This window comes from Tenacibaculum sp. HL-MS23 (assembly GCF_032463465.1).
Lineage (GTDB): Bacteria > Bacteroidota > Bacteroidia > Flavobacteriales > Flavobacteriaceae > Polaribacter > Polaribacter bernardetii.
Genome location: NZ_CP135989.1, coordinates 1,196,235 through 1,221,454, shown reverse-complemented (window position 1 = coordinate 1,221,454; position 25,220 = coordinate 1,196,235). Strand labels below are relative to the sequence as shown.

Below are 25,220 nucleotides of genomic sequence, written 5' to 3'. Positions count from 1 at the left end.
TTATACATATATTTTCTTTTTTCGTACCAACAACCAAATAACTACAGGAGCACCAAATAAAGAGGTGATTGCGTTTATAGGTAAAGTAAACTCGCTTGTAGGTAGCTGAGCAATAGCATCGCAAATTAGTAACACTATTGCTCCTAAAAGAGCTGTTGCGGGTAAAAGTGTTTTATGGTTAGAAGTAGAAAAAATCATTTTAGAAATATGAGGAACTGCTAAGCCTATAAAAGCAATTGGACCCGAAAAAGCAGTAATAACACCGGTTAATAAACTGGTGATTAATAAAATAATATTTCTACTTTTTTTAATATTGATACCTAAGCTTTTTGCGTAATTTTCACCTAGCAAAAAACTATTTAAAGGTTTTATAATACTAAATGTGCCTAAAATACCAATGCTATAAATAATTCCGAAAACAGTAAGTTCTGTCCAAGTTAAATTACCTAAGCTACCAAAACTCCAAAACATGTATTGTTGAATTTGTTCGGCTTCACTAAAGTAAGATAAAACACTTATTACTGATGATGTTAATGAGCCAAACATTAAACCTATAATTAATATAGACATCGTGTTTCTAACTTTGTTAGCTGCGATAATTACAGCAAATAAGACAAAGAAAGAACCTAAACTAGCAGCGATTGCTAACGCCCAATTAGAAAAAGCAATTGAAACAAAAATACCGCCAAATAAGCCAGAGCCCAAAATAAGTAAAGCTACGCCTAAACTTGCACCCGAAGAAATACCTAAAACAAAAGGGCCAGCCAATGGGTTTCGGAATAAGGTTTGCATTAGTAATCCGCAGATTGACAAACCAGAACCAACCATAATCGCTGTAACAGCTTTAGGTAGTCGGAAATTTAAAATAATGGTTTGCCAACTGTCTTTAGAGGCAACACCACCAATTAATGCGTTAAAAATATCATCAATAGGAATTGATACGGATCCTAAACTAATATTTAATAATAAGAAAAAAACCAGCATAACTGATAAGAAAATAAAATATTTTGTGTGTTTTTTAGAAGACGTCAATTAGTTGATTGATTTTAAAAATTCAACTAATTTTCTAATGGCTAATCCACGGTGACTAATAGTGTTTTTTTCTTCAGAACTCATCTCTGCAAATGATTGCTTAAATCCTTCAGGTTGAAAAATAGGATCATATCCAAATCCTTTTTCCCCATGTTTTTTAGTTAAGATGTTTCCTTTACAAACGCCATTAAATAAAAACTGTTTGCCGTTTAAATTTAAACATATTGAGGTTCTAAATTGTGCTGTTCTATTTTCTTTTCCGTTTAACTCAGTTAGCATTTTTTGCATATTGTTTTCTGAATTACTTGGTTCACCTGCATAACGAGCAGAATATACACCTGGGGCTCCGTTTAAGCTTTCAACTTCTAGACCAGTATCATCAGCAAAACAATTAAAGTTAAATTTACTGGTAATATGATCTGCTTTTATTTTTGCATTACCATCTAAAGTGGTTGCAGTTTCTTCAATGTCATCAAAACATTGAATATCGTTTAAAGATAATAGCTCAATATTTTTAGGAAGCATTTTTTTAACTTCCGCTAGTTTGTTTAGATTATTTGTGGCAAAAACAAGTTTCATTAATCAATTTTTAATGTAAACAAATGTATTGTTTTTTATCATCTTTGTAATTAATATTTTTATTTTTATCAAAATAACAAATCTCTGTAGGTGTTGTTAATAAAGGAACGTCGTGTAAATGTCGGGTTAAAATCAATTAAAATGTTTCATAAAAAAGAAAAGCTAAAGTAAGATTGTATGGAAAATAAAAATTTACTTATTATGAAACAGCCAGCATTAGGAAAGAAAATTTCTGAATTAAGAAAACAAAAAGGTTTAACTCAAGAAGAGCTAGTAGAAAAATGTAATATCAATGTGCGTACGATTCAAAGAATAGAAGCCGGAGAAACCTCTCCGAGAAGTTTTACTATTAAAACAATTTTAGAGGCGTTAGAAGCAGATTTTGATATAAGTAGTTTTACAAATGATATAGAAATTAACGAGTATGACAGAAAGGTGTTAAACACAGCTTGGATTTTTGGAATTATATATCTTGTGTTTGGTTTTATTGAAACAACTATAGACCTGTATAGTTATATTGAAGGCGAAATTTATACTGGTGTAGTAACATATACAAGTATTAAAATAATTTCATCAATAACATTTGTAATATTTTTTAGGGGGTTTTTAAAAATAGCAAAATTATATTCATATAAGTTATTAGAAATTATTGTTTACATTTTTATGTTAGCATACGTTTTAGCAGAGTTGTATGATATTTTTTTAATATATTTTTCTGATGGATTAATAGTTACAATAACTGTTGTTGAGTTGTTAGTTTTTGGAATAATTCAAATAATATTTGGAGCTAGCTTACTGAAGTTAAAAACTAAATTAGGTACTTTAATTCAGGTTAATGGAGTTTTAGAGATAATACTAGGTGTTTGTTTGGTTACATTATTTTTAGCGGGTGTGGGCGCTTTTTTACTAATACCAACAACCATTTTAGAGATAATTGTTATTTATAGATTGGTAAAAAAATAATAAATTAAGTATAATAAAAAAGCCGAAATTTAGATGTTTCTAAATTTCGGCTTTTTTAAAGGAATAATTAAGAGTTCTTAACCTTTTAATTTATTTAGCTCTAATTTCTTAGCATTAATTTCTTCTTGTATTTTAATTAAACGATCTTTAATTTTAACTATAATAGCTTCTTTACGAGAAATACTCTCATTAGAAGTAGATGGGTCTTTTTTAGCTTTTTCTAATTTAGCATTCATTCTAGCTAAACCTTCTTTTCCGCTTGTTAAAATTTCTTCATTAATACTAATATCATCTTCAAAATCACTAATTAAAGTACTTTTTTCTTTAACGATAGATTTTTCTTCAGCCTTAATTTGGTTGTCTAATTGTTTTAATTTTTCAGCCTCTAAACGTAACGATTCTTGTTGTTTTAAATAAGCAATTTCTTTTGCTTTACGATCATTTTCTAACTTTAAACGAGCGTCTTCTAATTGTTTTTTACGTAAAGCTAATTCGCTTACTGTGTTGTTTACACTGTTATTTACAACGGTTTTTTCAGTAACTACCTTAGCTACTTTCGGAGAGCTCTTTCTAGTTTTTCTTTCTAGTTTTCTTTCAATAGCAGCTAAATCATCTTTTTGCATGTCGATTTGAGCATTTAACCTAGTTAATCTACTTTGCATGCTTGAAACAATCTTTTCTTTTCTTTTAATTTCTTCTTTAGTAGTGTTTTTACCTTTCTTGAAGTCTTCTAAATTAGCAGTTACACGTTTTAAAGCTCTAACACCACTAACTAAAACTTCTTCGTTAGCGTCAATTTGATCTTTTTTGTCTTCTACTTGTGATTTTAATAATTTAATTTCGTTTTGAGCATTTACTTGTTGTAAACTAACGAAAAAGATGAAAAAAACAGCGGTTAATAAAAATTTTAATGTTTTCATTTTGATTTATTTATTGTAATATTTAATACACTTTTTTGGGGCGACAAAACTACAAAAATTTAAATAAAAAAATAGTTGTTTTTTTAAGAACTTTATGGGCCCGAAAAAGTAGCTTAATTACTCATGATGGTAAGGTTCATTCTTAAGAATCGTAAAGCCTCTGTAAATCTGTTTAACATTAGGTTAATAATTCATTTTAGATAGTGTAATTAATATCAAGAGATGTAATTAAAATGTAAATTGCAAAAAAATGACATAAAAGCATTGTTATGTATGATTTGTCGTGTAAATGTCGGGTTAAATTCAATAAAAATAATTAGTGTAAATTAAAATAGAAGTTAACATTGTATGATAGATAAAAATATTTATATTATGAAGCAACCTGAATTAGGAAAGTATATTTTTCAATTAAGAAAAGAAAAAAGATTAACACAAGAAGAGTTAGTAGAACAATGTAATATTAATGTAAGAACAATTCAGCGAATTGAAGCAGGAGAAGTAAATCCTAGAAGTTATACGGTTAAAATTATTTTAGAAGTTTTAGGTGAGGATTTAAAAGAAATAGAAAAAAAGAATCCTTCTAAAAAAAAACAAAATGAATGGACTAATGATGAATTAAAGATATTAAAGCATAGCAGAGTTTTTGCAATTCTTTACTTAGTTATTACTCTAATAGGATTAATTCTTGAAACGTATTTTGTAGCTAACCATGTAAAGCAAGGGAAGATATTTTTTTTAAGAATACTTTATGCAATCCCATTTTTTATAATATTAATTTACTTTTTGAAAGGGTACCAAATAATAGCAAAAAAATTAAATAATAGTTTTTTAATTATCGCGGTTAAAGTTTATATCGTTACAAGCATTGTTATGCTTATAATCACCTTTTTTACAACGTCACCTGGGTTGTTAAATAGTTTAGATATTGTTTTAAGTGTTTTGTTAATGTTAGTTTTTGGAGCAGGAGAATTAACTATGGGGTTAGGTGTTTTAAAGTTAAAAGAAAATTTAGGCTCATTAGCTCAAATTACGGGTATTGTAAAAATTGTAAACGGATGTATGTTGGTAACAATCATACTATCTCCAATTTCTTTGTTTATAATAATTCCTTTATTAACTCTTGATATAATATTTTTATTTAATACATATAACAAAATTGAAAAATCAATTACTCATGATGATAGGGTTCATTCTTAAGAATAGTAAAGCCACGATAAACTTGTTCCACAATAAATAAACGTATCATTTGATGCGAGAAGGTCATTTTAGATAAAGATAACTTCCCGTTTGCTTTTTTGTATACCGCATCCGAAAATCCGTAAGGCCCACCAATTACTAAAACTAATTGTTTAATACCTGAATTCATCTTTTTTTGTAAATATTGAGAGAATTCAATAGATGTAAAATGTTTTCCTTTATCATCTAATAAAACAAGTTGATCGGTGTTTTGAAGTTTAGCCAAAATTAATTCACCTTCTTTTTCTTTTTGTTGAGATTCACTAAGATTCTTAACATTTTTAATGTCAGGTATAACCTCTAATTCAAACTTAACATAATGTTTTAATCTGTTTTGATAATTATCAATCAACTGAATCAAATTTTTATCATCAGTTTTACCAATGGCTATTAGTTTTATTTTCATGCTGTAAAATTATGAATTATGCACTACGAATTAGTATTTTTACGTCAGAATTATTGAAAACATGATATCAAAAGAACAATTTAATAAAGAACTAGATTTAATTATTGTTAATGCTATTCGCGAAGATATTGGCGATGGAGATCATACATCACTTTCTTGTATTCCTTCGGACGCTACTGGTAAAGCAAAATTATTGGTTAAAGATGACGGAATTATAGCTGGAGTAGAATTTGCCAAAATGGTTTTTAATTATGTTGATGCTGATTTGCAAATAGAAACATTAATTAACGACGGAGATGAAGTAAAATACGGGGATGTTGTTTTTTATGTGTCAGGAAAATCACAATCTATTTTAATGGCAGAACGTTTGGTGTTAAATGCAATGCAACGTATGAGTGCCATTGCAACGAAAACGAAGTTTTTTGCTAATTTATTAGAAGGAACAAAAACAAAAGTTTTAGACACTCGTAAAACAACGCCAGGTATTCGTGCTATAGAAAAATGGGCAGTTAAAATTGGTGGTGGAGAAAATCACAGATTTGCATTGTATGATATGGTAATGATAAAAGACAATCATATCGATTTTGCAGGCGGAATTACACCAGCAATTACTAAAACAAAAAAATATTTAGCAGAGAAAGGTTTAGATATTAAAATTATAGTAGAAGCGCGTAGTTTAGAAGAAATTAAAGAGATTTTATCGAACGAAGGAGTGTATCGTATTTTAATAGATAATTTTAATTATGAAGATACTCGTAAAGCGGTTGCCTTAATAGGTAATACTTGCTTAACAGAATCTTCTGGCGGAATTAATGAAGAAACAATTCGTGAGTATGCTGAGTGTGGTGTAGATTTTATATCATCAGGCGCCTTAACACATTCGGTTTATAATTTAGATTTAAGTTTAAAAGCAGTTGATTAATTTAATTTTATCAAAATGAAAAAACATATAATTATACTAGCAACCTTAGTATTGGCAATTTCATGTAATACTAAAGAAGCTAAAAAAGAAACAAAAACGAATATGGCTGTAGAAAATCCGTTATTAGTTAAAAGCACATTAGATTATGGTGCGCCAGATTTTACGAAGATAAAAAATGAACATTTTATGCCAGCTATTTTAGAAGGTATGAAATTGCAAAATGAAACAATTAAAGAAATTGTTGAAAATACAGAGACAGCAACTTTTAAAAATACTATTTTAAGTTTAGAAGAAAGTAGTAAAACTTTAGATGGAGTTACCGCTGTTTTTTATGGATTAGCAGGAGCTAATACAAACGATACAATTAAAGAGATTCAGAAAGAGTTAGCGCCAAAATTTTCTAAACACAATGATGATATTTTACTAAATACCGCATTATTTGCTAAAATTAAAACTGTTTATAATAATGTAGATAGTTTACAATTAGATGCTGAATCTAAACATTTGGTAAAAGAATATTATAAGAATTTTTCTAAAGCAGGAGCTGATTTATCAGAAGATAAAAAAGAGAAGTTAAAAGAAATTAACTCAGAAATAGCAAGCTTGGCAAATGATTTTGGTAAAAAATTATTAGATGCAAGTAAAAAAGGAGGTGTTGTTATTACTGATAAAGAAAAGTTAAAAGGATTTTCTGAAGAAAAAATTAAGTCGTTAAATAAAGACGGTAAATATGAAATTCAGTTAATTAATACAAGTCAACAACCATCATTACAAACTTTAGAAAACAGAGAAGTTCGTAAAGAGTTGTTCGAAAAATCTATTCATAGATCAGATGCTGGTGAATACGATACAAGTGAGTTGGTTAAAAAAATGGTTGCTTTACGAGCAAACAAAGCGCAGATTTTAGGTTTTAAAAACTATGCAAGTTGGAGTTTACAGGGAACAATGGCAGGAACACCAGACGAGGTTTTTAAAATGTTTAGCGGATTAATTCCGGGTGCTTTAGATAAAGTTGCTTCAGAAACTAAAGAAATTCAGGCTGAAATTAAAAAAGAAGGAAACGATTTTAAATTAGCGGCTTACGATTGGAATCATTACGCTGAAAAAGTGCGTAAATCTAAATATAATCTTAATGAAGAGGAGGTAAAGCCTTATTTTGAAGTAACAAATGTATTAGAGAAAGGTGTTTTTTATGCAGCTACTAAGTTATACGGAATTACATTTAAAAAACGCACCGATATTCCGGTTTACCATCCAGATGTTGTGGTGTATGAGTTGTTTGAAGAAGATGGATCTAAGTTAGGATTATATTATGGAGATTTCTTTGCGAGAGATAGTAAACGTGGTGGCGCTTGGATGAGTGCTTTCGTAAAACAATCTAAGTTACGCAATCAAAAACCAGTAATATATAATGTATGTAATTCGCCAAAGCCAGCAGCAGGTGAACCGGCTTTAATTAGTTTTGGTGAAGTTGAAACTATGTTTCATGAATTCGGACATGCATTACACGGTTTATTCGGTAATCAACAATATGCATCAATTTCAGGAACAAGTACAGCGAGAGATTTTGTTGAGTTCCCATCTCAGTTTAACGAAAACTGGTCAACACATCCAGAAGTATTAAATAATTATGCGGTGCATTATAAAACAGGAGAAGTAATACCTGCTGATTTATTAAAGAAAATTAAAGATGCCGGAACTTTTAATCAAGGATATTCGATGATAGAAAACTTATGTTCTTCTAGTTTAGATATGAATTGGCATACTGTTTCTGCTGATGAAAAGATAGAGGATGTTGCTAATTTTGAAGAAGATGCCTTAAAAAAGATGAAATTAAAAATAGCAGAAGTTCCGCCAAGATATCGTTCTACATATTTTGCACATGTTTTTAGCGGTGGCTACGCAGCTGGTTATTATTCGTATTTATGGACAGAGATGTTAAGTCACGATGCTTATGATTGGTTTAAGGATAACGGATTGTTAACGCGTGAAAACGGACAGAAATTCCGCGAGCAAGTTTTATCAAAAGGAAACACGATGGATTACGCTAAAATGTATAATACTTTTGCAGGAAGAGATCCAAAAGCGGCTCCAATGTTACAGGCTAGAGGGTTACAATAGTTTGGTTGTCACATCGAGTAAATCTTAGGTAATGAATGATTTTTTGCAGAGATTTTTACTCAGTGTTAAAAAAAAAATGATACTTACAATTGTGAGGTTGTCACATCGAGTAAATTAAGAGGAACGAATAAATTTGTATCGAGATGTTTTAGTGCTCATAAACACCCTAAGGTTATTTTAAAATGAACGATTACTTCGATAGCGAAACATTTACAAAAATTGATTTTAACGAAACAAAAATCAAAAAGGGGGAATACGATAATTGTACGTTCGAGAACTGTAGTTTCGAAAACGTACATGCGTCAAATATCCAATTTGTAGAATGTGAATTTATCGATTGTAATTTTAGTAATACCATTGTAACAAATAGCGCTTTTAAGGAAGCGTCTTTTGTAAAATGTAAAATGATTGGTGTAAAATTTAATGAATGTGATTCGTTTTTATTGCAGTTTAGTTTTAAAGACTGTCAATTAAATTTCTCATCATTTTATAAGTTAAAAATACCAAACACAAAATTTGTAAATTGTAATTTGCAAGAGGTTGATTTTACAGAAACAGATCTTACAAATTCATTTTTTGATACGTGCGATTTAAAAAGTGCCATATTTGATCGCTCAATATTAGAAAAGGTAGATTTTAAAACCGCCTTTAATTTTAGTATTGATCCTGATAATAATAAGCTTAAAAAAGCAAAGTTTTCAAAAGAGAATGTTATAGGATTGTTACAAAAACATAATATTGTTATTGAATAGTTTTAGTGAGAACTTGATTCAGGTTAAGACTACTCTTTATTTTTTAATGTGCTTTTGAGGTAAACCGAGAGAGACATATTAACTATTAAAGTAAATAATGCATGCTTTTACCAAAGTTTAAAGCGGAATAGTAATTAATAAAAGAACTTTAAAATCTTCGAAACTTAATAAATGACAAAACAAATAGAAGATAATTTAGAAAAAGTACCAGTATTAAACTTGTTAGTAGTTTTTGGAAAAAAATTAAAATACCAGGGTTAGAAGGAATGTCTTTATATGACTTGCTAGAAATGTATGTTATTGGTATTGTAAAAGGTGCTTTAACTACTAGAGCTGGTGGTATTGCTTTTAGTTTTTTTATGGCAATTTTTCCTTTTATGCTATTTATCTTGTCGTTAATACCTTACATACCTATTGATGGGTTTCAGGACAATCTCTTTTGGTTAATTCAAGAAATGCTGCCTCCAGAAACCTTTGAGGCTGTAGATTTGGTATTAAAAGATATTATTAACAACCAGTATGGTGGTTTATTATCATTTGGATTCTTAGCGTCAATTTTTTTAATGACAAACGGAGTAAATGCCATTTTTGGCGGATTCGAATATTCATACCATGTAACAGAATTTAGAAGTGTTTTTGTAGCCTATATTGTATCGCTAGGTGTTTCGTTATTGATGTCTTTTTTCTTGATAATAACGGTAGTTGCTATTATTTTTTACCAACTAGCATTGTCTAGAATCAATGAAATAGGATGGTTAGAAACTAGTGATTTAGATTTTTTTTATTGGGGTAGAGGTTTATTATTCTTAATAATGATTTTTACAATTGTTTCGTTACTCTTTCGTTTCGGAACCAAACAAGGAAGGGAAGTGAGGTTCTTTTCGCCAGGAGCAATTTTAACCACAGTGTTATCTTTATTTTCTTTTTATTTATTCGGAATTTATGTGGTAAAATTCGCAACATATAACCAACTTTATGGTTCTATTGGTACATTGTTAATCTTAATGTTGTTTGTGTGGTTAAACGCAATTATACTGCTTTTAGGGTTTGAATTAAACGCAGCTATTTATCGATTAAAACGCGTAAATAAAACTTTATAATTCGCCTATAAATTCAGATATTTGTCAACTAAGTTAGATTAAGTATTTTACTCTTGTGAAAACTTACTTTTAAATAACAGAATACAAACGTTTAAAAATTACAGATTTTAAGTTTTGAGAAAAACTCACGATTTATAATCCACAATTCATAATTAACTATGAAACCATCAATCCCAAAGGGAACCAGAGATTTTTCATCAAGTGAAGTAGCAAAAAGAAATTACATATTTAATACGATCAAACACGCGTTTGAGAATTTCGGATTCCAGCCTATCGAAACACCAAGTTTCGAAAACTCATCAACCTTAATGGGAAAGTATGGAGAAGAAGGAGATCGTTTAATTTTTAAGATTTTAAATTCTGGAGATTATTTAAAAAAAGTAGACGAAGCTTTATTAACAGAAAAAAACAGTCTTAAAACGACTTCAAAAATATCTGAAAAAGCTTTGCGTTACGACTTAACAGTGCCGTTTGCACGTTACGTGGTACAGCACCAAAACGATATTACGTTTCCTTTTAAAAGATACCAAATTCAACCAGTTTGGAGAGCAGATCGTCCGCAAAAAGGACGTTTCAGAGAGTTTTATCAATGTGATGCGGATGTAGTAGGAAGTAAATCATTATTGCAAGAAGTAGAATTTGTACAGTTATATGATACTGTTTTTAGTAAGTTAGGTTTAAACGGTGCGACTATAAAAATCAATAACCGAAAAATATTATCTGGTATTGCTGAGGTAATTGGCGCAAAAGATAAATTAATCGATTTTACGGTTGCTTTAGATAAGTTAGATAAAATTGGTAAAGAAGGAGTTGTAAAAGAAATGCTTGAAAAAGGAATTCCTGAAGATGCTATTGTAAAAGTAGATCCGTTATTTAATTTTTCAGGAACTAATCAAGATAAGTTAGCGTCTTTGCAAGAAATGTTACAAGCTTCAGATGAAGGATTGGCAGGTGTACAAGAATTACGTACTGTTGTAGAGATGATAGAAGAAATAGGGTTGGCGTCTGCTTCGTTAACGTTAGATGTAACTTTAGCTCGCGGATTAAATTATTACACAGGTGCCATTTATGAAGTAGCACCACCAGAAGGTGTAAAAATGGGGTCTATCGGTGGCGGAGGTCGTTATGACGATTTAACAGGAATCTTCGGATTAAAGGATGTAAGTGGCGTAGGTATTTCTTTCGGGTTAGACAGAATTTACTTGGTAATGGAAGAATTAAATTTATTTGAAGAGGTTGAGTTGCCAAAACCAAGAGTGTTATTTTTAAATTTTGATGAAGCAGAAAATCTATCGAAGATAAAAGCTATTAAGAAATTAAGAGCGCATAACATAAAATCAGAGTTGTACCCTGATACCGCGACAAGCAATAAACAAGAGAAAAAACAATGGAAATACGTTGGTAGTAGAGACATACAATATGTGGTAACTACTATTAAAAACGATATGTTTGTTTTAAAAGATATGGTAAACGGAGAGCAAACTACTTGTTCTTTAGATGAATTGATAAGTAAAGTACAGTAAATTAACAACTAATTTGTAAATTTGCGCCCTAATAATTGAAAGAAATGTTTGAAGTGAGTAGCAACAAAATGAATGACGAGAGAATAGAAGAGATAGGAGAGAATCACATAAGTACATCGGCAGAATCACCAATACGTGCGGATGCTTTTGATATTTCTGATGAAGAAAAAATAGAAAAAATTCAAGAAAGTGTTAAAGATATTTTAATCACTTTAGGAATGGATTTAACAGACGATAGTATGCAAGGTACACCAAAGCGTGTAGCAAAAGCATTTGTAAATGAAATATTTATGGGCTTAAATCCTGCAAATATGCCAAAAGCATCTACGTTTGATAATAATTACAATTACGGTGAAATGTTGGTAGAAAAGAATATCGTTGTATATTCTACCTGCGAGCATCATTTACTACCAATAATTGGTCGCGCACATGTTGCTTATATTTCTGATGGAAAAGTAATTGGACTATCTAAAATGAATCGTATTGTAGAGTATTTCTCAAAACGACCACAAGTACAAGAGCGTTTAACAATGCAAATAGTTCAGGCAATGCAAGAAGCTTTAGGAACACAAGATGTAGCTTGTATTATTGATGCAAAACATTTATGTGTTAACTCTAGAGGTATAAAAGATATAGAAAGTAGTACTGTTACGGCCGAATTTGGCGGTAAATTTAAAAATAAAGAAACAAAACGTGAGTTTTTAGATTACGTTAAAATGGATACAAAATTCGATTAATTTTATTATTATTTTAATCAAAAAGCAAAAAAACCTTAACTATTTAGTTAAGGTTTTTTTATTGCTTAACAATTTTATTACACTAAAATAGCATTATCAAAAAGTTTTCTTAATATTCAAAAGTTTACAAATAGTAAAAAAATAACGTGATTTGCGTCATGTAATTTAATTATTGTAAAACTAAACAAATGAATAATTTTAAAATTTTATTGAATACGATACTAATTCTCTTTATTAGTAATGCTGTTTTTTCACAAGAAACTGTTATTACAGGGATTATAACTGATGGTAATTTTCCGTTACCAGGAGCAAGTATTTCAGTAGCAGGAACAACAAAAGGTGTATACACTGATTTTGATGGAAATTTTGTGATAAATAAAGTTGAACAAGGAAATGTAGTATTAGAGATCTCTTATATCGGTTTTCAAACAAAAATAGTAGATGTTTCTATTGTTGGTAGTGCTAGTAAAAATATAGGAGTAATTGCATTGTTACCTTCTTCGAATGCATTAGAAGAAGTTGTAATTAATGGAGGATCAAGAAGAAATAGTGAAGCGAAAGCTTTAAGTATTCAAAAAAGATCAATGAGTATAATGAATGTGATTGCTTCTGATGGTATTGGTAAATTACCCGATCGTAATGCAGCGGAAACAGTACAACGTATTCAAGGATTATCTATTGAAAGAGATCAAGGTGAAGGACGTTTTGTATCCGTAAGGGGATTGCCTCCGTTTTGGACATCGACTACCATTAACGGAAATAGAATCCCAACTGCAGAAGAAGAAACGACTTCACGTGCAACAGCTTTTGATTTTTTTCCATCAGAATTAATTTCATACGTACAAGCAGCAAAAGCATACACGCCTGATATGGAATCAGACGGAATCGGTGGTGGTGTAAATTTTATTACACAAACAGCACCAAGCAAACAACTTTTAAATGTAAATATAGGTGGTGGTTTTAATGAAAAATCTGGTAACCCAATTTACAATGCTTCTTTAACCATTGGTAACAAAAGTAAAGACGGTAAATTCGGGTATATCGTAAACGGTTCGTATTGGAATAGAAGTTGGGGTACTGATAATTTTGAAGCACGTAGAAAAGGAGACGAAGGTGTTTTTAGAATGGAATTAAGAGATTATAACGGTGTAAGAGTTACCATGGGATTAAACGCTGCGATGGAATATAATTTTACACCTGCTCATAAAATTTATTTTAGAGGAGTTTATGGAACATTATCGGATATTGAAGAGCATTATAAACATAGAATTCGTTTTGATAAATTCGATTCAGGAACAAGTACCACAAGAGTAGAGTTACAAAATATACATAACGAATTAATTACAGAGCTTTTTGGAAAAGAAATAGGAGGAAGACATCTTACTGAAAATGGAAAATTCGATTGGAGTATTGCTTCTTATGCTAATGAATTTAAATATGGGAATACTCCGACAGCACAAGATAAAAGCTATTTTGTTGTAAAGTTTAAACAAGATGGTATTGGTGTTAATGCAGATTATTTAGATAACAGACCAAAAATAAGTGGCGGAGCTGGAGATGATAGAGCTTATTGGAAAGCAGATGGCGGAAAATTAGATTATAATGATACCGATGCTTTATTTGGTTTTTTTAGCGATGATAAATTTAAGATGGATGCAACACAAATGAAATTCTCAGATTTAGAATTATATAAAATATCAATAAAAGAAAGAGATAATATAGTAGCCTCATTAAACTATGAACATACGATTAATGATAACTTAAAAATTAAAGTAGGAACAAAATATAGAGATAAAGATCGTAGAGCAACTTTTGAAGATTTATACTACGGATGGAATGGTGCAGGAGAAACTCCAACGTTATCAGATTATTCTCAATATGTTATTCAGCAACCAGGTCGTGCAGATTATTTAAATGAAATGGGATCTAATATTCAATCAACTTTTGGGCCTGTTTTATCTACCGAAGGAATGAATCATTTTTGGACATCAAACAAAGAAAATTTAAGTGTTTTAGAAGATGATTCATCAGCTTTACAATATAATAGTGGATTAGGAAGAAATTTTGATGTTGATGAAACTCATTTATCATTTTACGGTATGGGAACTTTAAAAGCTTCTGAAAAGTGGACTATTTTAGGAGGATTAAGAGCTACGAAAACCGAAACAAAAGTATCAGGATATGTTGTTGAAAATGATGTTTTAACAAAGTCGATAAAAAATAAAAATTATTGGGCAGTATTACCAATGTTACACGTTAAGTATTCTCCTAAAAGAGATTTAAATATCCGTTTTGCCGCAACAAGAAGTTTTTCAAGACCTAATTTTGGAGACATTTCTCCATCAGGAACTTTTATATCTTTTGATAACGAATTTAAAGGAGGTAATCCTGATTTAAATCCAACGTTTTCATGGAATTTTGATTTATTAGGAGAATATTATTTCCAAAATGTAGGTGTTGTAAACGCAGGTGTTTTTTATAAATCGATTACAGATATTATTTATAATGATACCTATCAAGGAACTTACAACGGTAAAGAAGGTGTTGAATTCAGTACCCCTGTAAACGGAGGAGCAACATCATGGATTGGTGGTGTAGAGTTAGGAATTAACAGACGTTTTGATTTCTTACCAGGATTTTTTAAATATTTTGGAACACAATTAAACGCTACGTTTATGGATTCTGAAATGACAAAAGCAAGTGGTAGAAAAGTAGCGATGGCTTATCAAGCGGGAAGTTTGTTTAATGCACAATTATTTTTTGAAAAAGGCGGATTTAATACAAGGATAGCTTTTAATCATAAAGGAAAATATGCCATTGCTTACGGAGAAAGAGATATTGATGATGTGTATTACGGAAAATATAATACGTTAGATTTTTCAGCATCTTATCAAATAGGGAAAAAATGGACAATCTATACTGATTTCAATAATATTTTAAATAATCCCCTGATTTATCATTACGGTAAAAGCCAAGACCGCCCAAAACAAGTAGAATATTACGGAGTTAAAGGAAACATTGGTATTAAATTTAGTCTTTAAGTATTTTGAATTAAACGCGGAAGTAGGCTCTCGAGAAATTGAGAGCTAATTTCTGTCAAAAAAAGAACTCATGCGTTTACGTTTTTTATTACAAGCTTCTATTGCTGCATTTGGTACTTATTTTTGTATGTACGCTTTTAGAAAGCCTTTTACTGTAGCCACATTTGAAAACTTAGCTTTTTGGGGCATAGATTATAAAATTTTATTAATAGTAGCTCAAGTGGTTGGCTATACGTTATCAAAATTTGTAGGTATAAAAGTAATTTCAGAAATGAAATCGCATACAAGAATGCTTTATTTGGTTGGTTTTATTTTTTCAGCAGAATTAGCGTTGTTGGGTTTTGCAGTTACTCCAGCACCTTATAATATTCTCTTTTTATTTTTAAACGGATTACCCTTAGGAATGATTTGGGGAATTGTATTTTCTTATCTAGAAGGAAGAAAAGCTACCGAATTATTAGGAGTAATCTTATCCTCTAGTTTTATAGTTTCCTCAGGAGCTGTTAAAACAATAGGTAAAATGGTATTAGATAAGTTTCATTTTGATGAATATTGGATGCCCTTTATTACAGGACTATTTTTTATACTTCCATTATTGTTTTTTGCGTGGTTGTTAGAGAAATTACCACCGCCAACGACAGAAGATAAACTATTAAGAGCCGTAAGAAAGCCTTTAAATAAACAAGAAAGAAAGCTGTTATTTAAAAAATACGCACTGCCTTTAACTTTAATAGTATTTTTCTTTATGCTATTAACATCAATTAGAGATTTTAGAGACAATTTTGCTAGAGAAATATGGGATTCTTTAGGGTATACAGATGCCTCTATTTATAGTATTTCTGAAATACCAATAGCTATTATTGTATTAGTTGTTTTAGGGATGATAGGTAGTATTACTAAAAATTATAAAGCTTTTATGTATTACCATTATGTGTTGATTATTGGATGTATTTCAATTTTGGTATCAACATATTTATATCAACAACAAGTTATTACGCCATTGGTTTGGATGGTAGTTTCAGGAATAGGATTATACAGTTGTTACGTACCTTTTAACGGAATTTTCTTTGATAGAATGATTGCGACTTTTAAAATTAACGGAAACGTAGGTTTCTTAATTTACATAGCCGATGCCTTCGGATATTTAGGAAGTATTTTGATTCTTCTTTATAAGAATTTTGGAAAAGGAGATATCTCTTGGCTTTCATTTTTTACACAAGCATTATATTTTTTAGCATTTATAGGATTAGTAATAACAATTTATAGTTTTCAGTTTTTTAAGAATAAGTACAAAAAACCAGTACAATTAAAAGAATTAGTATATGAACAATAAGTATGATTTAATCGTTGTTGGAGGTGGAGTTTTAGGAACTTTTCACGCTTATCACGCAGCAAAAAAAGGATTATCAGTAGCTATTTTAGAAAGAGATAACAAACCACAAGGAGCTACGGTTCGCAATTTCGGACAAGTAGTGCCTTCAGGAATGAATCAAAAATGGCAAAATTATGGAAGAGAAAGCTTGTCTATTTATAAAGAAATTCAAAGTCAGTTTGATGTAACAGTTCGTCAAAATGGTACAGTTTATTTAGCTTCTAATAATGAAGAAGTTCAGTTAATTGAAGAATTGCATCAAATTAATAAAAACAATAATTATACTTCAAATTTATTAACAAAAGCACAATGTTTAGATAAATACGCAGGGTTACGTACTGATTATTGTAAAGCAGGATTGTTTTTTCCAGAGGAGGTAACCGTAGAACCAAAAACGATGATTCATCGTTTACATTCTTTTCTATCCGCAGAAAAAAATATTGATATTCATTACAACACAAGTGTAATTAATACAGCAGAAATAAATAATGAAGTAGTGGTAACATCTTCAATCGATGCGGTATTTAAAGCATCAAAAGTTATTATTTGTAACGGAGTTGATTTTAAAACTTTATATCCATCAATATATAATAATAGTGATTTAGTGGTTTCTAAGTTGCAAATGATGCAAACCAAACCTCAAAAAAATTTCACTTTAGATGGTTCTATTTTAACAGGTTCTACAATCCGAAGGTACGAGGCTTTTGAAGAATGTGCTTCATGGAATGAGATAAAAGGAAAAGAAGATCCTAATAGTTTTCAGAAAAAATATGGTGTTCATATTTTATTTAAACAAGCTACGGATGGTTCGATAATTTTGGGTGATTCGCATGAATATGCCACTGCAAAAAATAGCGATGATTTGGGTTTTGACTTAAATGAAGATATTGACAATTATATGATTACAGAAGCTAAAAAAATAATAGAGCTACCAACTTATGATATTCAGTATAAATGGGCAGGTTTTTACAGTCAATGTAAAGAAAAAGATGTTTTTGAATATGCCGTAAGTGATAATGTTCATGTTGTAACGGGTATCGGTGGAAAAGGAATGACGGGAAGTGCAGGGTTTTCAAAAGAAAATATCAATAAAATATTTAATAAATAATGATGATGAGCGAAACAAAGAGAGAAATAGAAATGGTTGTTTTTGATATGGCAGGAACAACAGTAGATGAGCAAAACGTAGTTTATAAAACATTACATAAAGCAATACAAAATTTTAATGTTGAAGTTTCTTTAGAAACTGTTTTAGAATATGGTGCAGGAAAAGAAAAGCACAAAGCAATTAAAGATGTTTTAACACATTTAAAGTCTGATAAATTAAAAGAATCTCAAATTATTTTCGAAAATTTTAAAAGTTTATTAGATACAGCTTATATTAATTTAGCAGTAAAACCTATTAAAGGGGTTGAAAATGTTTTGTTAGATTTGCGTGCCGATGGTATAAAAGTAGTTCTAAATACTGGCTATGATAGAAAAACAGCGACTTTATTATTAGATAAGTTACAGTGGAATGAAAAAACACATTATGACGCTTTAATTACAGCAAGTGATGTTGTAAAAGGACGTCCGCATCCAGATATGATATTTCAAGCAATGGACTTATTAAATGTAACAGATGCATCAAAAGTTTTAAAAGCAGGTGATTCTGCTATTGATATTGAAGAAGGAAAAAATGCAGGCTGCGGAATTACTGTGGGTGTTTTGTCTGGTGCACAAACAAAAACACAATTAGAAAAACCACAACCAACCTATATTTTAGAATCGTTGGTAAATCTAAAAGATGTTTTATAAGAAATTTAACCAGCATCAATAAAAAAATACAGCACAAGCATTGTGCAATCTTGTGCTGTATGATTAAATGGTACGTGAGGTATTTTTCCATTAAAATACAACGAATCCCCTTTATTTACAATAATTTTATCTTCGCCAATATAATAAGTACAACTACCGCTAATAATATACTTAAATTCCCAAGCATCAGTAACTACTTTTTCTCTTTTTGAATTAGGACTTATGTTTAAGATAACAGCTTCAAAACCTATAGCAGATAAACTTTTATTAAATATATGATGGTACGTGAAACCTTCAGCATCTACTTCCTTCTCTATTAATTGTTGTTCTTCTTTTGATATATGAATATATTTTTTGGTTTGAGCATTTTCTATATCCTTAAAAAAATTACTTGGATCAATTTTTAAAGCCGCTATTAGTTCTAATAAAACAGGTAATGAAGGCATTGTTCTACCATTCTCTATTCTAGAAATTAAGCCATTAGATACGCCTGCATTTGAAGCAACTTCGCTAATAGTTAATTTCTGTTTTTTTCTGATAATTTTGATTCGCTTACCAATTCCTATTAAAAAATTATTCATCCATAAATAAGTTTAACAATATAAAAATATACAAAATGTATGGTTTCTTTTGAGTTTTGAAAATAAATAAATAAAAATTTTTTTTTAAAGCTGATATTAATATTTTTGGTGTTAAATTTGCGGCTTTAATAAACTTAGCTAGCACTTAAGTTAGCGACACATAATTTTTTATAATGAATAAAGGTATCGTAAAATTCTTCAACGAATCAAAAGGATTCGGATTTATCACAGAAGAAGGAAACAACAAAGAGCATTTTGTACATGTATCAGGATTAATTGACGAAGTTCGTGAAAACGACGAAGTTGAATTCGAATTACAAGATGGAAGAAAAGGATTAAACGCTGTAAACGTAAGAGTATTATAATATATATTATTACCAGAGTAAACTTTTTAATAAAAAGCCTATCAATTATTGATAGGTTTTTTTGTGTTAAAAAATGTTTTAAACTTTTATAGTAATGCGTGTTTGTTACATGAAATTTTCAAGAATTATTTTTTTAATTGTAATAAAATCAATTATTTAGGTGTATTTAAAATATTTGGCATTACATTTGCAATACAATAAACGTTGTTAGCACTTAAGCAAACAACAAATTAATTTTTTATTATGAGTAAAGGTACCGTAAAATTCTTCAACGAATCAAAAGGATTTGGATTTATCACAGAAGAAGGATCAAACAAAGAACATTTTGTACATGTTTCTGGATTAATCGATGAAATTCGTGAAAACGACGAAGTTGAATTTGAATTACAAGAAGGAAAAAAAGGATTAAACGCTGTAGACGTAAGAGTATTATAATATATATTATTACCAGAGTAAACTTTTTAAAGAAAGTCTATCAATTAATTGATAGGCTTTTTTATTTTTAATATTTATTTTTAAGATAATTGTAATAAAATCAATTATTTAGGTGTATTTAAAAAAAATGGCATTATCTTTGCAAAACAATAAACGTTGTTAGCACTTAAGTTAACGACAAATTAATTTTTTATTATGAATAAAGGTACCGTAAAATTCTTCAACGAATCAAAAGGATTTGGATTTATCACAGAAGAAGGAAACAACAAAGAGCATTTTGTACATGTTTCAGGATTAATCGATGAAATTCGTGAAAACGATGAGGTTGAGTTTGACTTACAAGATGGAAAAAAAGGATTAAACGCTGTAAATGTAAGAGTATTATAATATATATTATTACCAGAGTAAACTTTTTAAAGAAAGCCTATCAATTAATTGATAGGCTTTTTTATTTTAATGAAAAATATTTTAAATGAAAGACGGTAGAAATAGAAATCACATTCGTATTGGTATAGAGGTTGAGGTTGTTCAAAAAAGTCATCAAAGATCGGGCGAGTTAACGATAGGTATTGTAAGTAGAATTTTAACAAACTCAGCTAATCATCCTCATGGAATTAAAGTGCAATTAGAATCTGGAATTGTAGGAAGGGTAAAAAACATAAAAGAAGATTAGATACTCTAATCTTCTTTGCTTTGTTTCAACCTCTTTATTCCGTCTATTAAAAACCAACTTGCAAATAAAACTCTTACAAGTAAGAATATATACTTATTTTCGGTTCTGAAACTTAAAAGGACCCGATAACTTTCTTGATCTTTAAAAAACTGAGAGAAAGTGACTATTAAAATAAATAGCCCAATTACAATATATATAAAAGGAAGTACTTTTTTCATTTGTTAGTTGGGAATTTTAATTTCGTATAGTTTACGACTTTTATTATTTAGTTTATTTTCTCTTAACCAAGAGTTGTGTAGTTTAAGATCTTTATAGGTGGTACCGTACTTTTTAGCAAATAAAGCTATGTTTGTAATAGCGGTGTCTACTTTAACTGTGTATGCAGATGGTAAAGTATATAAATCTTCTTTATCAAATTCAAAACCATATTTCTCAGGATTCGAAATTATTTCTTTTAACGCTAAGATTCTAAATACATAACGTTCTGTTTCATCAGGTAATAAAACGTCGTAGTAGCTAGTTACACCTTGAGTTTCCAATCTTCTTCCTACACCATAATTACCAGCATTGTATGCAGCAGCAGCAAGTGTCCAAGAATTAAAACGGCTATATGCTTTCTTTAAGTATTCAGCAGCTACTTCAGTCGATTTTTCTATATTATAGCGTTCATCTACATTATCGTTAATCTCTAAACCGTACTCACGACCAGTACTTTTCATAAAATGCCACATTCCGGCAGCGCCTACAGAAGAAGTTTCATCAATAAATGCACTTTCGGCCAAAGCTAAAAATTTAAAATCATCAGGTAAACCATGTTTAGCTAATAAAGGTTCTAGAATTGGAAAGTATTTGTTGGCACGTTTTATTAATAGTAATCCGTTTGATTGCCAATAAGTGTTTACAAGTAACTCACGATCCATACGTTCTTTAATGTCTGCTTTTTCTAAAGGCACACGTTCACCAGCTAACTCCATGTTTTTAGGGAGTTTTACAGCTTTAATTTGATAGCTTTCTGCTACATTCTTAATGACAGGTTCGTTAGATTGGCTTATTGTATTTGTAAATAAAATAGCAACAAACACAACTGTTAGTATTGATAAAAAACGCACGGATTTATTCATTTTCTTTTAATTTTTTTATTAGAACTTATTACCATCTTTAATCCATCAAAAAGCATTCCTTTTCTAAGATTTTAGAAATAGTTTTTGCTTTATTTAAAATCATAATATGAGTCCCTTTTTCTATTTTGATATAATTTTTTATATGTTTTGCAGTAAAAACTTCATCATCATTGCCATGTATGTGAATTATATTTTTCAATGGTTCTTTTTGTTGCCAATACAACACGTTGTATATAGACCATTGTAAATATTTTTTATCTCTTATCGATAAATATACTTTATACAATTCCGCTCTTTTTTTTAAATAATCGTTAAAGAAATAATGTTCGTAACTTTCGATATTCGCTATTATTTTTGAAGGGAAAAGTTTATATGCTCCTGTTATTTGCGCTAATTTTAAACGCATAGGAAGTTCTTTATTACTTTTGATACTAGAAATAATAATTACTTTTTTACAAGGAATAATTTTACTCATTTCTTGTACCATTATTCCTCCAAAAGAAACACCAACCAATATCGGGTTTTCGTGTTTAATAATTTCGCACATTCGTGCAGCATACTCTTCAATGCTTTCATTTATTGATGTAGGCAATAACCAGTCTATAAAATGAAGCTGAGCGTTTTTTCTAGGCAAAGAAATATGCTCAAATATTTTAGTGTTTGCAGCTAAACCCGGCACAAAATACACATGAGTTTTTACCATTATTCAATAAGGTTCTTATCCAGTAAAAGTTCTTCAATATACTCGTGAATATTAATTAATTCATCAGGAATATCTTTCCACAAACGAATTTTTATTTGTTTGTTATTATGTGTTATAAATGTGCTTGGTAAATCAGATATGTTTGTGTTGTCGTAAACAGTTTTAAACGAATTAAAACCATTTGTAGTAAACATATCATTAAGTTTTTTAAAATCTTTATCAGAAAGTTTAAAGGTATGAATTCCTTTTTCAAGCACATATTCGATTCCGTTAAAGGTAACATTACCTTTTTTATCAATAGTAACATTGTAAACGGCACAATCTCCAAAACAAGGCGTTTTTCGAATATTTACAAGATTGTTCTCTTTAATTGGTTCGCTTTCTAGTTTTTTAGTTTTATCAATTGTTTTTTCTACGATTATTTCTTTCTCGATAGGTTTAGAATCTTTTTTTAATTCCTTTTTAGGAACGCTACAAGTTATAATAGTTAAAGCGAAAAGTAATACTAGTGCGAATTTCATAATTTTTATTTTAAAGTAGATAAAAAACTATTCACAATTTAAGCAATAACTTCGTTTTTAACAAAGTTAAAACGAACTAAACCATCCTCGTCAATTTCGGTTAAGGAAACAGTATGTAGTGTGTTTACCAACTCCGGATTCCAAGGTGTTTTTACTTTTACATAATTCTGTGTAAAACCGTGAATATAGCCTTCTTTATTTTCACTTTCAAAAAGCACCGTTAATGTATTTCCGATTTGAGTTTCATAAAAAGCCCTACGTTTTTTAACAGATAAGCCACGTAACATTTTACTTCGTTTTGCACGTACATTTTTGGCAACTACGCCATCCATATTAACAGCTTCTGTATTTGGTCTTTCAGAATAGGTAAATACATGTAAATACGAAATATCCATTTCGTTTAAATAGTTGTAGGTTTCTAAAAATAATTCATCTGTTTCTCCAGGAAAACCAACAATAACATCTACACCAATACAAGCGTTTGGCATTACTTCTTTTATTCTAGTAACTCTATTTGTATAGGTTTGCGTTAAATAACGACGCTTCATTTTTTTTAACAATTCATCAGAACCAGATTGCAACGGAATGTGAAAATGCGGAACAAAATTGTTAGATTTAGAAACAAAATCAATCGTTTCATCTTTTAATAAATTTGGTTCGATAGACGATATTCGCAAACGGTGAATACCATCAACTTTATCTAATTCTTTAACCAATTCTAAGAAAGTATGTTCGTGTTTTTTGTTACCAAACTCACCTTTACCGTAATCACCAATATTTACACCTGTTAAAACGATCTCTTTAATTCCTCTTTCTGATATTTCTTTGGCATTTTTTAAAACGTTCTCTAAAGTATCAGATCTAGAAATGCCTCGTGCTAACGGAATTGTACAATACGTACATTTATAATCACAACCATCTTGTACTTTTAAAAAAGCACGGGTACGATCGCCAATAGAATAGGCGCCAACATAAGAATCGGCTTCTTCAATTTCGCACGAATGTACTTCGCCAATATCATTTTTAGTTAAATCATTGATGTAACTAGTAACGTTAAATTTTTCGGTAGCACCTAAAACTAAATCTACCCCATTAACATTGGCTAATTCTTCAGGTTTTAATTGCGCATAGCAACCTACACCAATTATAAAAGCATCCTCGTTTTGTTTTAAAGCTGACTTTACAATCGATTTAAAACGTTTATCAGCATTATCAGTAACCGAACATGTATTAATTACATATATAGCTGCTTTTTCATCAAACTCAACACGTTCAAAACCTTCAGAAGTAAAATTTCTAGCAATTGTTGAAGTTTCAGAAAAATTTAATTTACATCCTAAAGTGTAAAAAGCTACTTTTTTATCTACGTTCATTCTTTTAATATCCTTAATAAAAAACAAAAGGCTTGTGTAAGTCTTTAATTTTTTAGAAGTTCGTATGGTGTATTTTTATAAATCTGTTTTATACAGTATTTATCAACTGCAAAATTACAATTTATTCATGATTTTTGAAACCGAAAGATTACGCATTAGAAAACTTCTTTTAACTGACTTAAAACCTTTTTTTAAGTTAGAAAGTAATCCCGAAGTTTTACAATATGCAACAGGTGATATTAAAACAATTGTTGCGTGTGAAATAGAGCTTAAAGATTTGATGAATAGGTATGATAAGCCTAAAAATGATTTTTGGATTTATGCGATAGAACGAAAAGTTGATAAGAAGTTTATAGGAACTGTTGCTTTGGTAAAAGACAATGTAGATGATGAAATAGGATATCGATTTATTCAAGAATATTGGGGTAAAGGATATGCAACTGAAATTTGCAAAGGACTAATTTCTTATTGTAGATTTGTAGGAATGAAAAAAATTGTAGGTTATGTAGTTGATGAGAATATAGCTTCAGCTAAAATATTAAAACGATTTAATTTTACCGAAGTAAAAAAGTTTATAAGTGAAGATATTGGCTTGCCAGAAACAAAATACGAATTAATTTTATGATTGAAGATTCATTAACTCCGCCATATTACGCGGTTATTTTTACAACTATATTGTCTGATGGTCAAGAAGGATATGAAGACATGAACAACAGAATGGAAGAGTTAGCAAAAAAACAAGAAGGTTATTTAGGAATTGAGTCAGCCCGCTCGGAAGTTGGAATTACAGTTTCATATTGGCGAAGTTTAGAGGCAATTACACAATGGAAAAATAATTTATTACACATAGAAGCTCGAGAAAAAGGAAGAGAAAAATGGTACACAAAATACCAACTCCGAATTTGTAAAGTAGAGCGTGAATATGGGTTTGAAAAATAAGAGTAATT

The 25,220-nt window shown here is 29.8% G+C and carries 28 protein-coding genes; 18 read left to right on the top strand and 10 right to left on the bottom strand.

Translation table 11 applies throughout. The features are described 5' to 3' along the window. On the bottom strand, window positions 1–1,032 hold the full coding sequence (locus RRF68_RS05700) for a FecCD family ABC transporter permease (RefSeq protein WP_410016838.1): 1,032 nt from the start codon (window positions 1,030–1,032) through the stop codon (window positions 1–3). Continuing rightward, window positions 1,033–1,611 carry a non-canonical purine NTP diphosphatase gene (locus RRF68_RS05695; RefSeq protein WP_315945275.1) on the bottom strand — a complete coding sequence of 193 codons (579 nt, stop codon included), beginning with the start codon at window positions 1,609–1,611 and terminating at the stop codon, window positions 1,033–1,035. A gap of 201 nt (window positions 1,612–1,812) precedes the next feature. Between RRF68_RS05695 and RRF68_RS05690 the strand changes: the two genes are divergently transcribed. Continuing rightward, entirely contained in the window at window positions 1,813–2,574 is a 762-nt protein-coding gene (locus tag RRF68_RS05690; RefSeq protein WP_275315208.1) for a helix-turn-helix domain-containing protein, read from the top strand. 77 nt (window positions 2,575–2,651) lie between these two features. Here RRF68_RS05690 and RRF68_RS05685 read toward each other — a convergent pair whose 3' ends face one another. Further along, a complete protein-coding gene (locus RRF68_RS05685; RefSeq protein ID WP_315945274.1) occupies window positions 2,652–3,494 on the bottom strand; it encodes a hypothetical protein in 843 nt (280 codons plus the stop codon). Window positions 3,495–3,866: 372 nt separating this feature from the next. On the opposite strand from RRF68_RS05685, the gene RRF68_RS05680 reads away from it, so the two are divergent. Next, complete coding sequence (locus RRF68_RS05680; RefSeq protein WP_315945273.1) at window positions 3,867–4,691, top strand: helix-turn-helix transcriptional regulator; 825 nt, start codon at window positions 3,867–3,869, stop codon at window positions 4,689–4,691. On the opposite strand, the gene rlmH is transcribed toward RRF68_RS05680, so the two are convergent. Continuing rightward, window positions 4,663–5,136: a 23S rRNA (pseudouridine(1915)-N(3))-methyltransferase RlmH gene (gene rlmH / locus RRF68_RS05675; protein WP_218771155.1), complete on the bottom strand. Its 474-nt coding sequence runs from the start codon at window positions 5,134–5,136 to the stop codon at window positions 4,663–4,665. The two genes, RRF68_RS05680 and rlmH, sit on opposite strands and share 29 nt — an antisense overlap. A gap of 61 nt (window positions 5,137–5,197) precedes the next feature. Between rlmH and nadC the strand changes: the two genes are divergently transcribed. The 10 genes from nadC (at window position 5,198) to RRF68_RS05625 (ending at window position 18,501) form a co-directional block, all read left to right on the top strand. Beyond that, window positions 5,198–6,058 (top strand): carboxylating nicotinate-nucleotide diphosphorylase, encoded by an 861-nt coding sequence (gene nadC, locus RRF68_RS05670; protein ID WP_218771154.1) that lies wholly within the window; start codon window positions 5,198–5,200, stop codon window positions 6,056–6,058. Between the two features lie 15 nt (window positions 6,059–6,073). After that, complete coding sequence (locus tag RRF68_RS05665) at window positions 6,074–8,179, top strand: M3 family metallopeptidase (RefSeq protein WP_315945272.1); 2,106 nt, start codon at window positions 6,074–6,076, stop codon at window positions 8,177–8,179. Between the two features lie 182 nt (window positions 8,180–8,361). After that, window positions 8,362–8,931: a pentapeptide repeat-containing protein gene (locus tag RRF68_RS05660; protein ID WP_218771152.1), complete on the top strand. Its 570-nt coding sequence runs from the start codon at window positions 8,362–8,364 to the stop codon at window positions 8,929–8,931. A gap of 266 nt (window positions 8,932–9,197) precedes the next feature. Then, the gene (locus RRF68_RS05655) at window positions 9,198–10,031 is read left to right on the top strand and encodes a YihY/virulence factor BrkB family protein (protein ID WP_315945271.1); all 834 of its coding nucleotides are present in this window, start codon (window positions 9,198–9,200) and stop codon (window positions 10,029–10,031) included. 158 nt (window positions 10,032–10,189) lie between these two features. Further along, window positions 10,190–11,554, top strand: coding sequence for a histidine--tRNA ligase (gene hisS / locus RRF68_RS05650; protein ID WP_315945270.1), 1,365 nt, complete (start codon window positions 10,190–10,192; stop codon window positions 11,552–11,554). 68 nt (window positions 11,555–11,622) lie between these two features. After that, the gene (folE, locus tag RRF68_RS05645; protein ID WP_255554347.1) at window positions 11,623–12,291 is read left to right on the top strand and encodes a GTP cyclohydrolase I FolE; all 669 of its coding nucleotides are present in this window, start codon (window positions 11,623–11,625) and stop codon (window positions 12,289–12,291) included. A gap of 188 nt (window positions 12,292–12,479) precedes the next feature. After that, window positions 12,480–15,332 (top strand): TonB-dependent receptor, encoded by a 2,853-nt coding sequence (locus RRF68_RS05640; protein WP_315945269.1) that lies wholly within the window; start codon window positions 12,480–12,482, stop codon window positions 15,330–15,332. A 70-nt stretch (window positions 15,333–15,402) separates the two neighbouring features. Then, complete coding sequence (locus tag RRF68_RS05635) at window positions 15,403–16,665, top strand: DUF5690 family protein (RefSeq protein ID WP_315945268.1); 1,263 nt, start codon at window positions 15,403–15,405, stop codon at window positions 16,663–16,665. After that, window positions 16,655–17,812, top strand: coding sequence for a TIGR03364 family FAD-dependent oxidoreductase (locus RRF68_RS05630; protein WP_315945267.1), 1,158 nt, complete (start codon window positions 16,655–16,657; stop codon window positions 17,810–17,812). Before RRF68_RS05635 ends, RRF68_RS05630 begins: the two co-directional genes overlap by 11 nt. 5 nt (window positions 17,813–17,817) lie before the next feature. Further along, a complete protein-coding gene (locus tag RRF68_RS05625) occupies window positions 17,818–18,501 on the top strand; it encodes a phosphonatase-like hydrolase (protein WP_315945266.1) in 684 nt (227 codons plus the stop codon). Window positions 18,502–18,506: 5 nt separating this feature from the next. Here the strand turns inward: RRF68_RS05625 and RRF68_RS05620 are convergent, their stop codons facing one another. After that, window positions 18,507–19,082: an XRE family transcriptional regulator gene (locus tag RRF68_RS05620; RefSeq protein WP_315945265.1), complete on the bottom strand. Its 576-nt coding sequence runs from the start codon at window positions 19,080–19,082 to the stop codon at window positions 18,507–18,509. A 173-nt stretch (window positions 19,083–19,255) separates the two neighbouring features. On the opposite strand from RRF68_RS05620, the gene RRF68_RS05615 reads away from it, so the two are divergent. The 4 genes from RRF68_RS05615 to RRF68_RS05600 all read left to right on the top strand — a co-directional run bounded on the left by RRF68_RS05615 (window position 19,256) and on the right by RRF68_RS05600 (window position 20,555). Beyond that, window positions 19,256–19,447 carry a cold-shock protein gene (locus RRF68_RS05615; protein ID WP_218771143.1) on the top strand — a complete coding sequence of 64 codons (192 nt, stop codon included), beginning with the start codon at window positions 19,256–19,258 and terminating at the stop codon, window positions 19,445–19,447. Between the two features lie 243 nt (window positions 19,448–19,690). After that, the gene (locus RRF68_RS05610; RefSeq protein ID WP_218771142.1) at window positions 19,691–19,882 is read left to right on the top strand and encodes a cold-shock protein; all 192 of its coding nucleotides are present in this window, start codon (window positions 19,691–19,693) and stop codon (window positions 19,880–19,882) included. 195 nt (window positions 19,883–20,077) lie between these two features. Then, window positions 20,078–20,269: a cold-shock protein gene (locus RRF68_RS05605; RefSeq protein ID WP_218771141.1), complete on the top strand. Its 192-nt coding sequence runs from the start codon at window positions 20,078–20,080 to the stop codon at window positions 20,267–20,269. Between the two features lie 85 nt (window positions 20,270–20,354). After that, window positions 20,355–20,555: a YwbE family protein gene (locus RRF68_RS05600; protein WP_218771140.1), complete on the top strand. Its 201-nt coding sequence runs from the start codon at window positions 20,355–20,357 to the stop codon at window positions 20,553–20,555. 5 nt (window positions 20,556–20,560) lie between these two features. On the opposite strand, the gene RRF68_RS05595 is transcribed toward RRF68_RS05600, so the two are convergent. The 5 genes from RRF68_RS05595 to mtaB are packed head-to-tail and all read right to left on the bottom strand — an operon-like array spanning window position 20,561 to window position 24,273. Continuing rightward, a complete protein-coding gene (locus tag RRF68_RS05595) occupies window positions 20,561–20,773 on the bottom strand; it encodes a hypothetical protein (protein ID WP_315945264.1) in 213 nt (70 codons plus the stop codon). 3 nt (window positions 20,774–20,776) lie between these two features. Beyond that, window positions 20,777–21,676 carry a lytic transglycosylase domain-containing protein gene (locus tag RRF68_RS05590; RefSeq protein ID WP_315945263.1) on the bottom strand — a complete coding sequence of 300 codons (900 nt, stop codon included), beginning with the start codon at window positions 21,674–21,676 and terminating at the stop codon, window positions 20,777–20,779. 37 nt (window positions 21,677–21,713) lie between these two features. Then, window positions 21,714–22,379 (bottom strand): alpha/beta hydrolase, encoded by a 666-nt coding sequence (locus tag RRF68_RS05585; protein ID WP_315945262.1) that lies wholly within the window; start codon window positions 22,377–22,379, stop codon window positions 21,714–21,716. Next, window positions 22,379–22,900 (bottom strand): DUF6438 domain-containing protein, encoded by a 522-nt coding sequence (locus RRF68_RS05580; protein WP_315945261.1) that lies wholly within the window; start codon window positions 22,898–22,900, stop codon window positions 22,379–22,381. Before RRF68_RS05580 ends, RRF68_RS05585 begins: the two co-directional genes overlap by 1 nt. A gap of 38 nt (window positions 22,901–22,938) precedes the next feature. Continuing rightward, a complete protein-coding gene (gene mtaB, locus RRF68_RS05575) occupies window positions 22,939–24,273 on the bottom strand; it encodes a tRNA (N(6)-L-threonylcarbamoyladenosine(37)-C(2))-methylthiotransferase MtaB (protein WP_315945260.1) in 1,335 nt (444 codons plus the stop codon). A gap of 127 nt (window positions 24,274–24,400) precedes the next feature. Here mtaB and RRF68_RS05570 point away from each other — a divergent pair, with 127 nt between their 5' ends. Both RRF68_RS05570 and RRF68_RS05565 read left to right on the top strand, forming a co-directional pair. Next, on the top strand, window positions 24,401–24,898 hold the full coding sequence (locus RRF68_RS05570; RefSeq protein ID WP_315945259.1) for a GNAT family N-acetyltransferase: 498 nt from the start codon (window positions 24,401–24,403) through the stop codon (window positions 24,896–24,898). Further along, window positions 24,895–25,212, top strand: coding sequence for an antibiotic biosynthesis monooxygenase (locus tag RRF68_RS05565; RefSeq protein WP_315945258.1), 318 nt, complete (start codon window positions 24,895–24,897; stop codon window positions 25,210–25,212). The genes RRF68_RS05570 and RRF68_RS05565 overlap by 4 nt, the downstream gene beginning before the upstream one ends. The last annotated feature ends 8 nt before the right edge of the window (window positions 25,213–25,220 follow it).

Coding starts and splice junctions, on each gene's coding strand:
- RRF68_RS05590 (WP_315945263.1), bottom strand. CDS start 21,676: ATGAATAAATCCGTGCGTTTTTTATCAATACTAACAGTTGTGTTTGTT.
- nadC (WP_218771154.1), top strand. CDS start 5,198: ATGATATCAAAAGAACAATTTAATAAAGAACTAGATTTAATTATTGTT.
- RRF68_RS05660 (WP_218771152.1), top strand. CDS start 8,362: ATGAACGATTACTTCGATAGCGAAACATTTACAAAAATTGATTTTAAC.
- mtaB (WP_315945260.1), bottom strand. CDS start 24,273: ATGAACGTAGATAAAAAAGTAGCTTTTTACACTTTAGGATGTAAATTA.
- RRF68_RS05620 (WP_315945265.1), bottom strand. CDS start 19,082: ATGAATAATTTTTTAATAGGAATTGGTAAGCGAATCAAAATTATCAGA.
- RRF68_RS05595 (WP_315945264.1), bottom strand. CDS start 20,773: ATGAAAAAAGTACTTCCTTTTATATATATTGTAATTGGGCTATTTATT.
- RRF68_RS05680 (WP_315945273.1), top strand. CDS start 3,867: ATGAAGCAACCTGAATTAGGAAAGTATATTTTTCAATTAAGAAAAGAA.
- RRF68_RS05625 (WP_315945266.1), top strand. CDS start 17,818: ATGAGCGAAACAAAGAGAGAAATAGAAATGGTTGTTTTTGATATGGCA.
- RRF68_RS05615 (WP_218771143.1), top strand. CDS start 19,256: ATGAATAAAGGTATCGTAAAATTCTTCAACGAATCAAAAGGATTCGGA.
- RRF68_RS05565 (WP_315945258.1), top strand. CDS start 24,895: ATGATTGAAGATTCATTAACTCCGCCATATTACGCGGTTATTTTTACA.
- RRF68_RS05630 (WP_315945267.1), top strand. CDS start 16,655: ATGAACAATAAGTATGATTTAATCGTTGTTGGAGGTGGAGTTTTAGGA.
- rlmH (WP_218771155.1), bottom strand. CDS start 5,136: ATGAAAATAAAACTAATAGCCATTGGTAAAACTGATGATAAAAATTTG.
- RRF68_RS05610 (WP_218771142.1), top strand. CDS start 19,691: ATGAGTAAAGGTACCGTAAAATTCTTCAACGAATCAAAAGGATTTGGA.
- RRF68_RS05570 (WP_315945259.1), top strand. CDS start 24,401: ATGATTTTTGAAACCGAAAGATTACGCATTAGAAAACTTCTTTTAACT.
- RRF68_RS05640 (WP_315945269.1), top strand. CDS start 12,480: ATGAATAATTTTAAAATTTTATTGAATACGATACTAATTCTCTTTATT.
- hisS (WP_315945270.1), top strand. CDS start 10,190: ATGAAACCATCAATCCCAAAGGGAACCAGAGATTTTTCATCAAGTGAA.
- RRF68_RS05685 (WP_315945274.1), bottom strand. CDS start 3,494: ATGAAAACATTAAAATTTTTATTAACCGCTGTTTTTTTCATCTTTTTC.
- RRF68_RS05690 (WP_275315208.1), top strand. CDS start 1,813: ATGAAACAGCCAGCATTAGGAAAGAAAATTTCTGAATTAAGAAAACAA.
- RRF68_RS05605 (WP_218771141.1), top strand. CDS start 20,078: ATGAATAAAGGTACCGTAAAATTCTTCAACGAATCAAAAGGATTTGGA.
- RRF68_RS05655 (WP_315945271.1), top strand. CDS start 9,198: ATGTCTTTATATGACTTGCTAGAAATGTATGTTATTGGTATTGTAAAA.
- RRF68_RS05580 (WP_315945261.1), bottom strand. CDS start 22,900: ATGAAATTCGCACTAGTATTACTTTTCGCTTTAACTATTATAACTTGT.
- RRF68_RS05600 (WP_218771140.1), top strand. CDS start 20,355: ATGAAAGACGGTAGAAATAGAAATCACATTCGTATTGGTATAGAGGTT.
- RRF68_RS05585 (WP_315945262.1), bottom strand. CDS start 22,379: ATGGTAAAAACTCATGTGTATTTTGTGCCGGGTTTAGCTGCAAACACT.
- RRF68_RS05665 (WP_315945272.1), top strand. CDS start 6,074: ATGAAAAAACATATAATTATACTAGCAACCTTAGTATTGGCAATTTCA.
- RRF68_RS05695 (WP_315945275.1), bottom strand. CDS start 1,611: ATGAAACTTGTTTTTGCCACAAATAATCTAAACAAACTAGCGGAAGTT.
- folE (WP_255554347.1), top strand. CDS start 11,623: ATGAATGACGAGAGAATAGAAGAGATAGGAGAGAATCACATAAGTACA.
- RRF68_RS05635 (WP_315945268.1), top strand. CDS start 15,403: ATGCGTTTACGTTTTTTATTACAAGCTTCTATTGCTGCATTTGGTACT.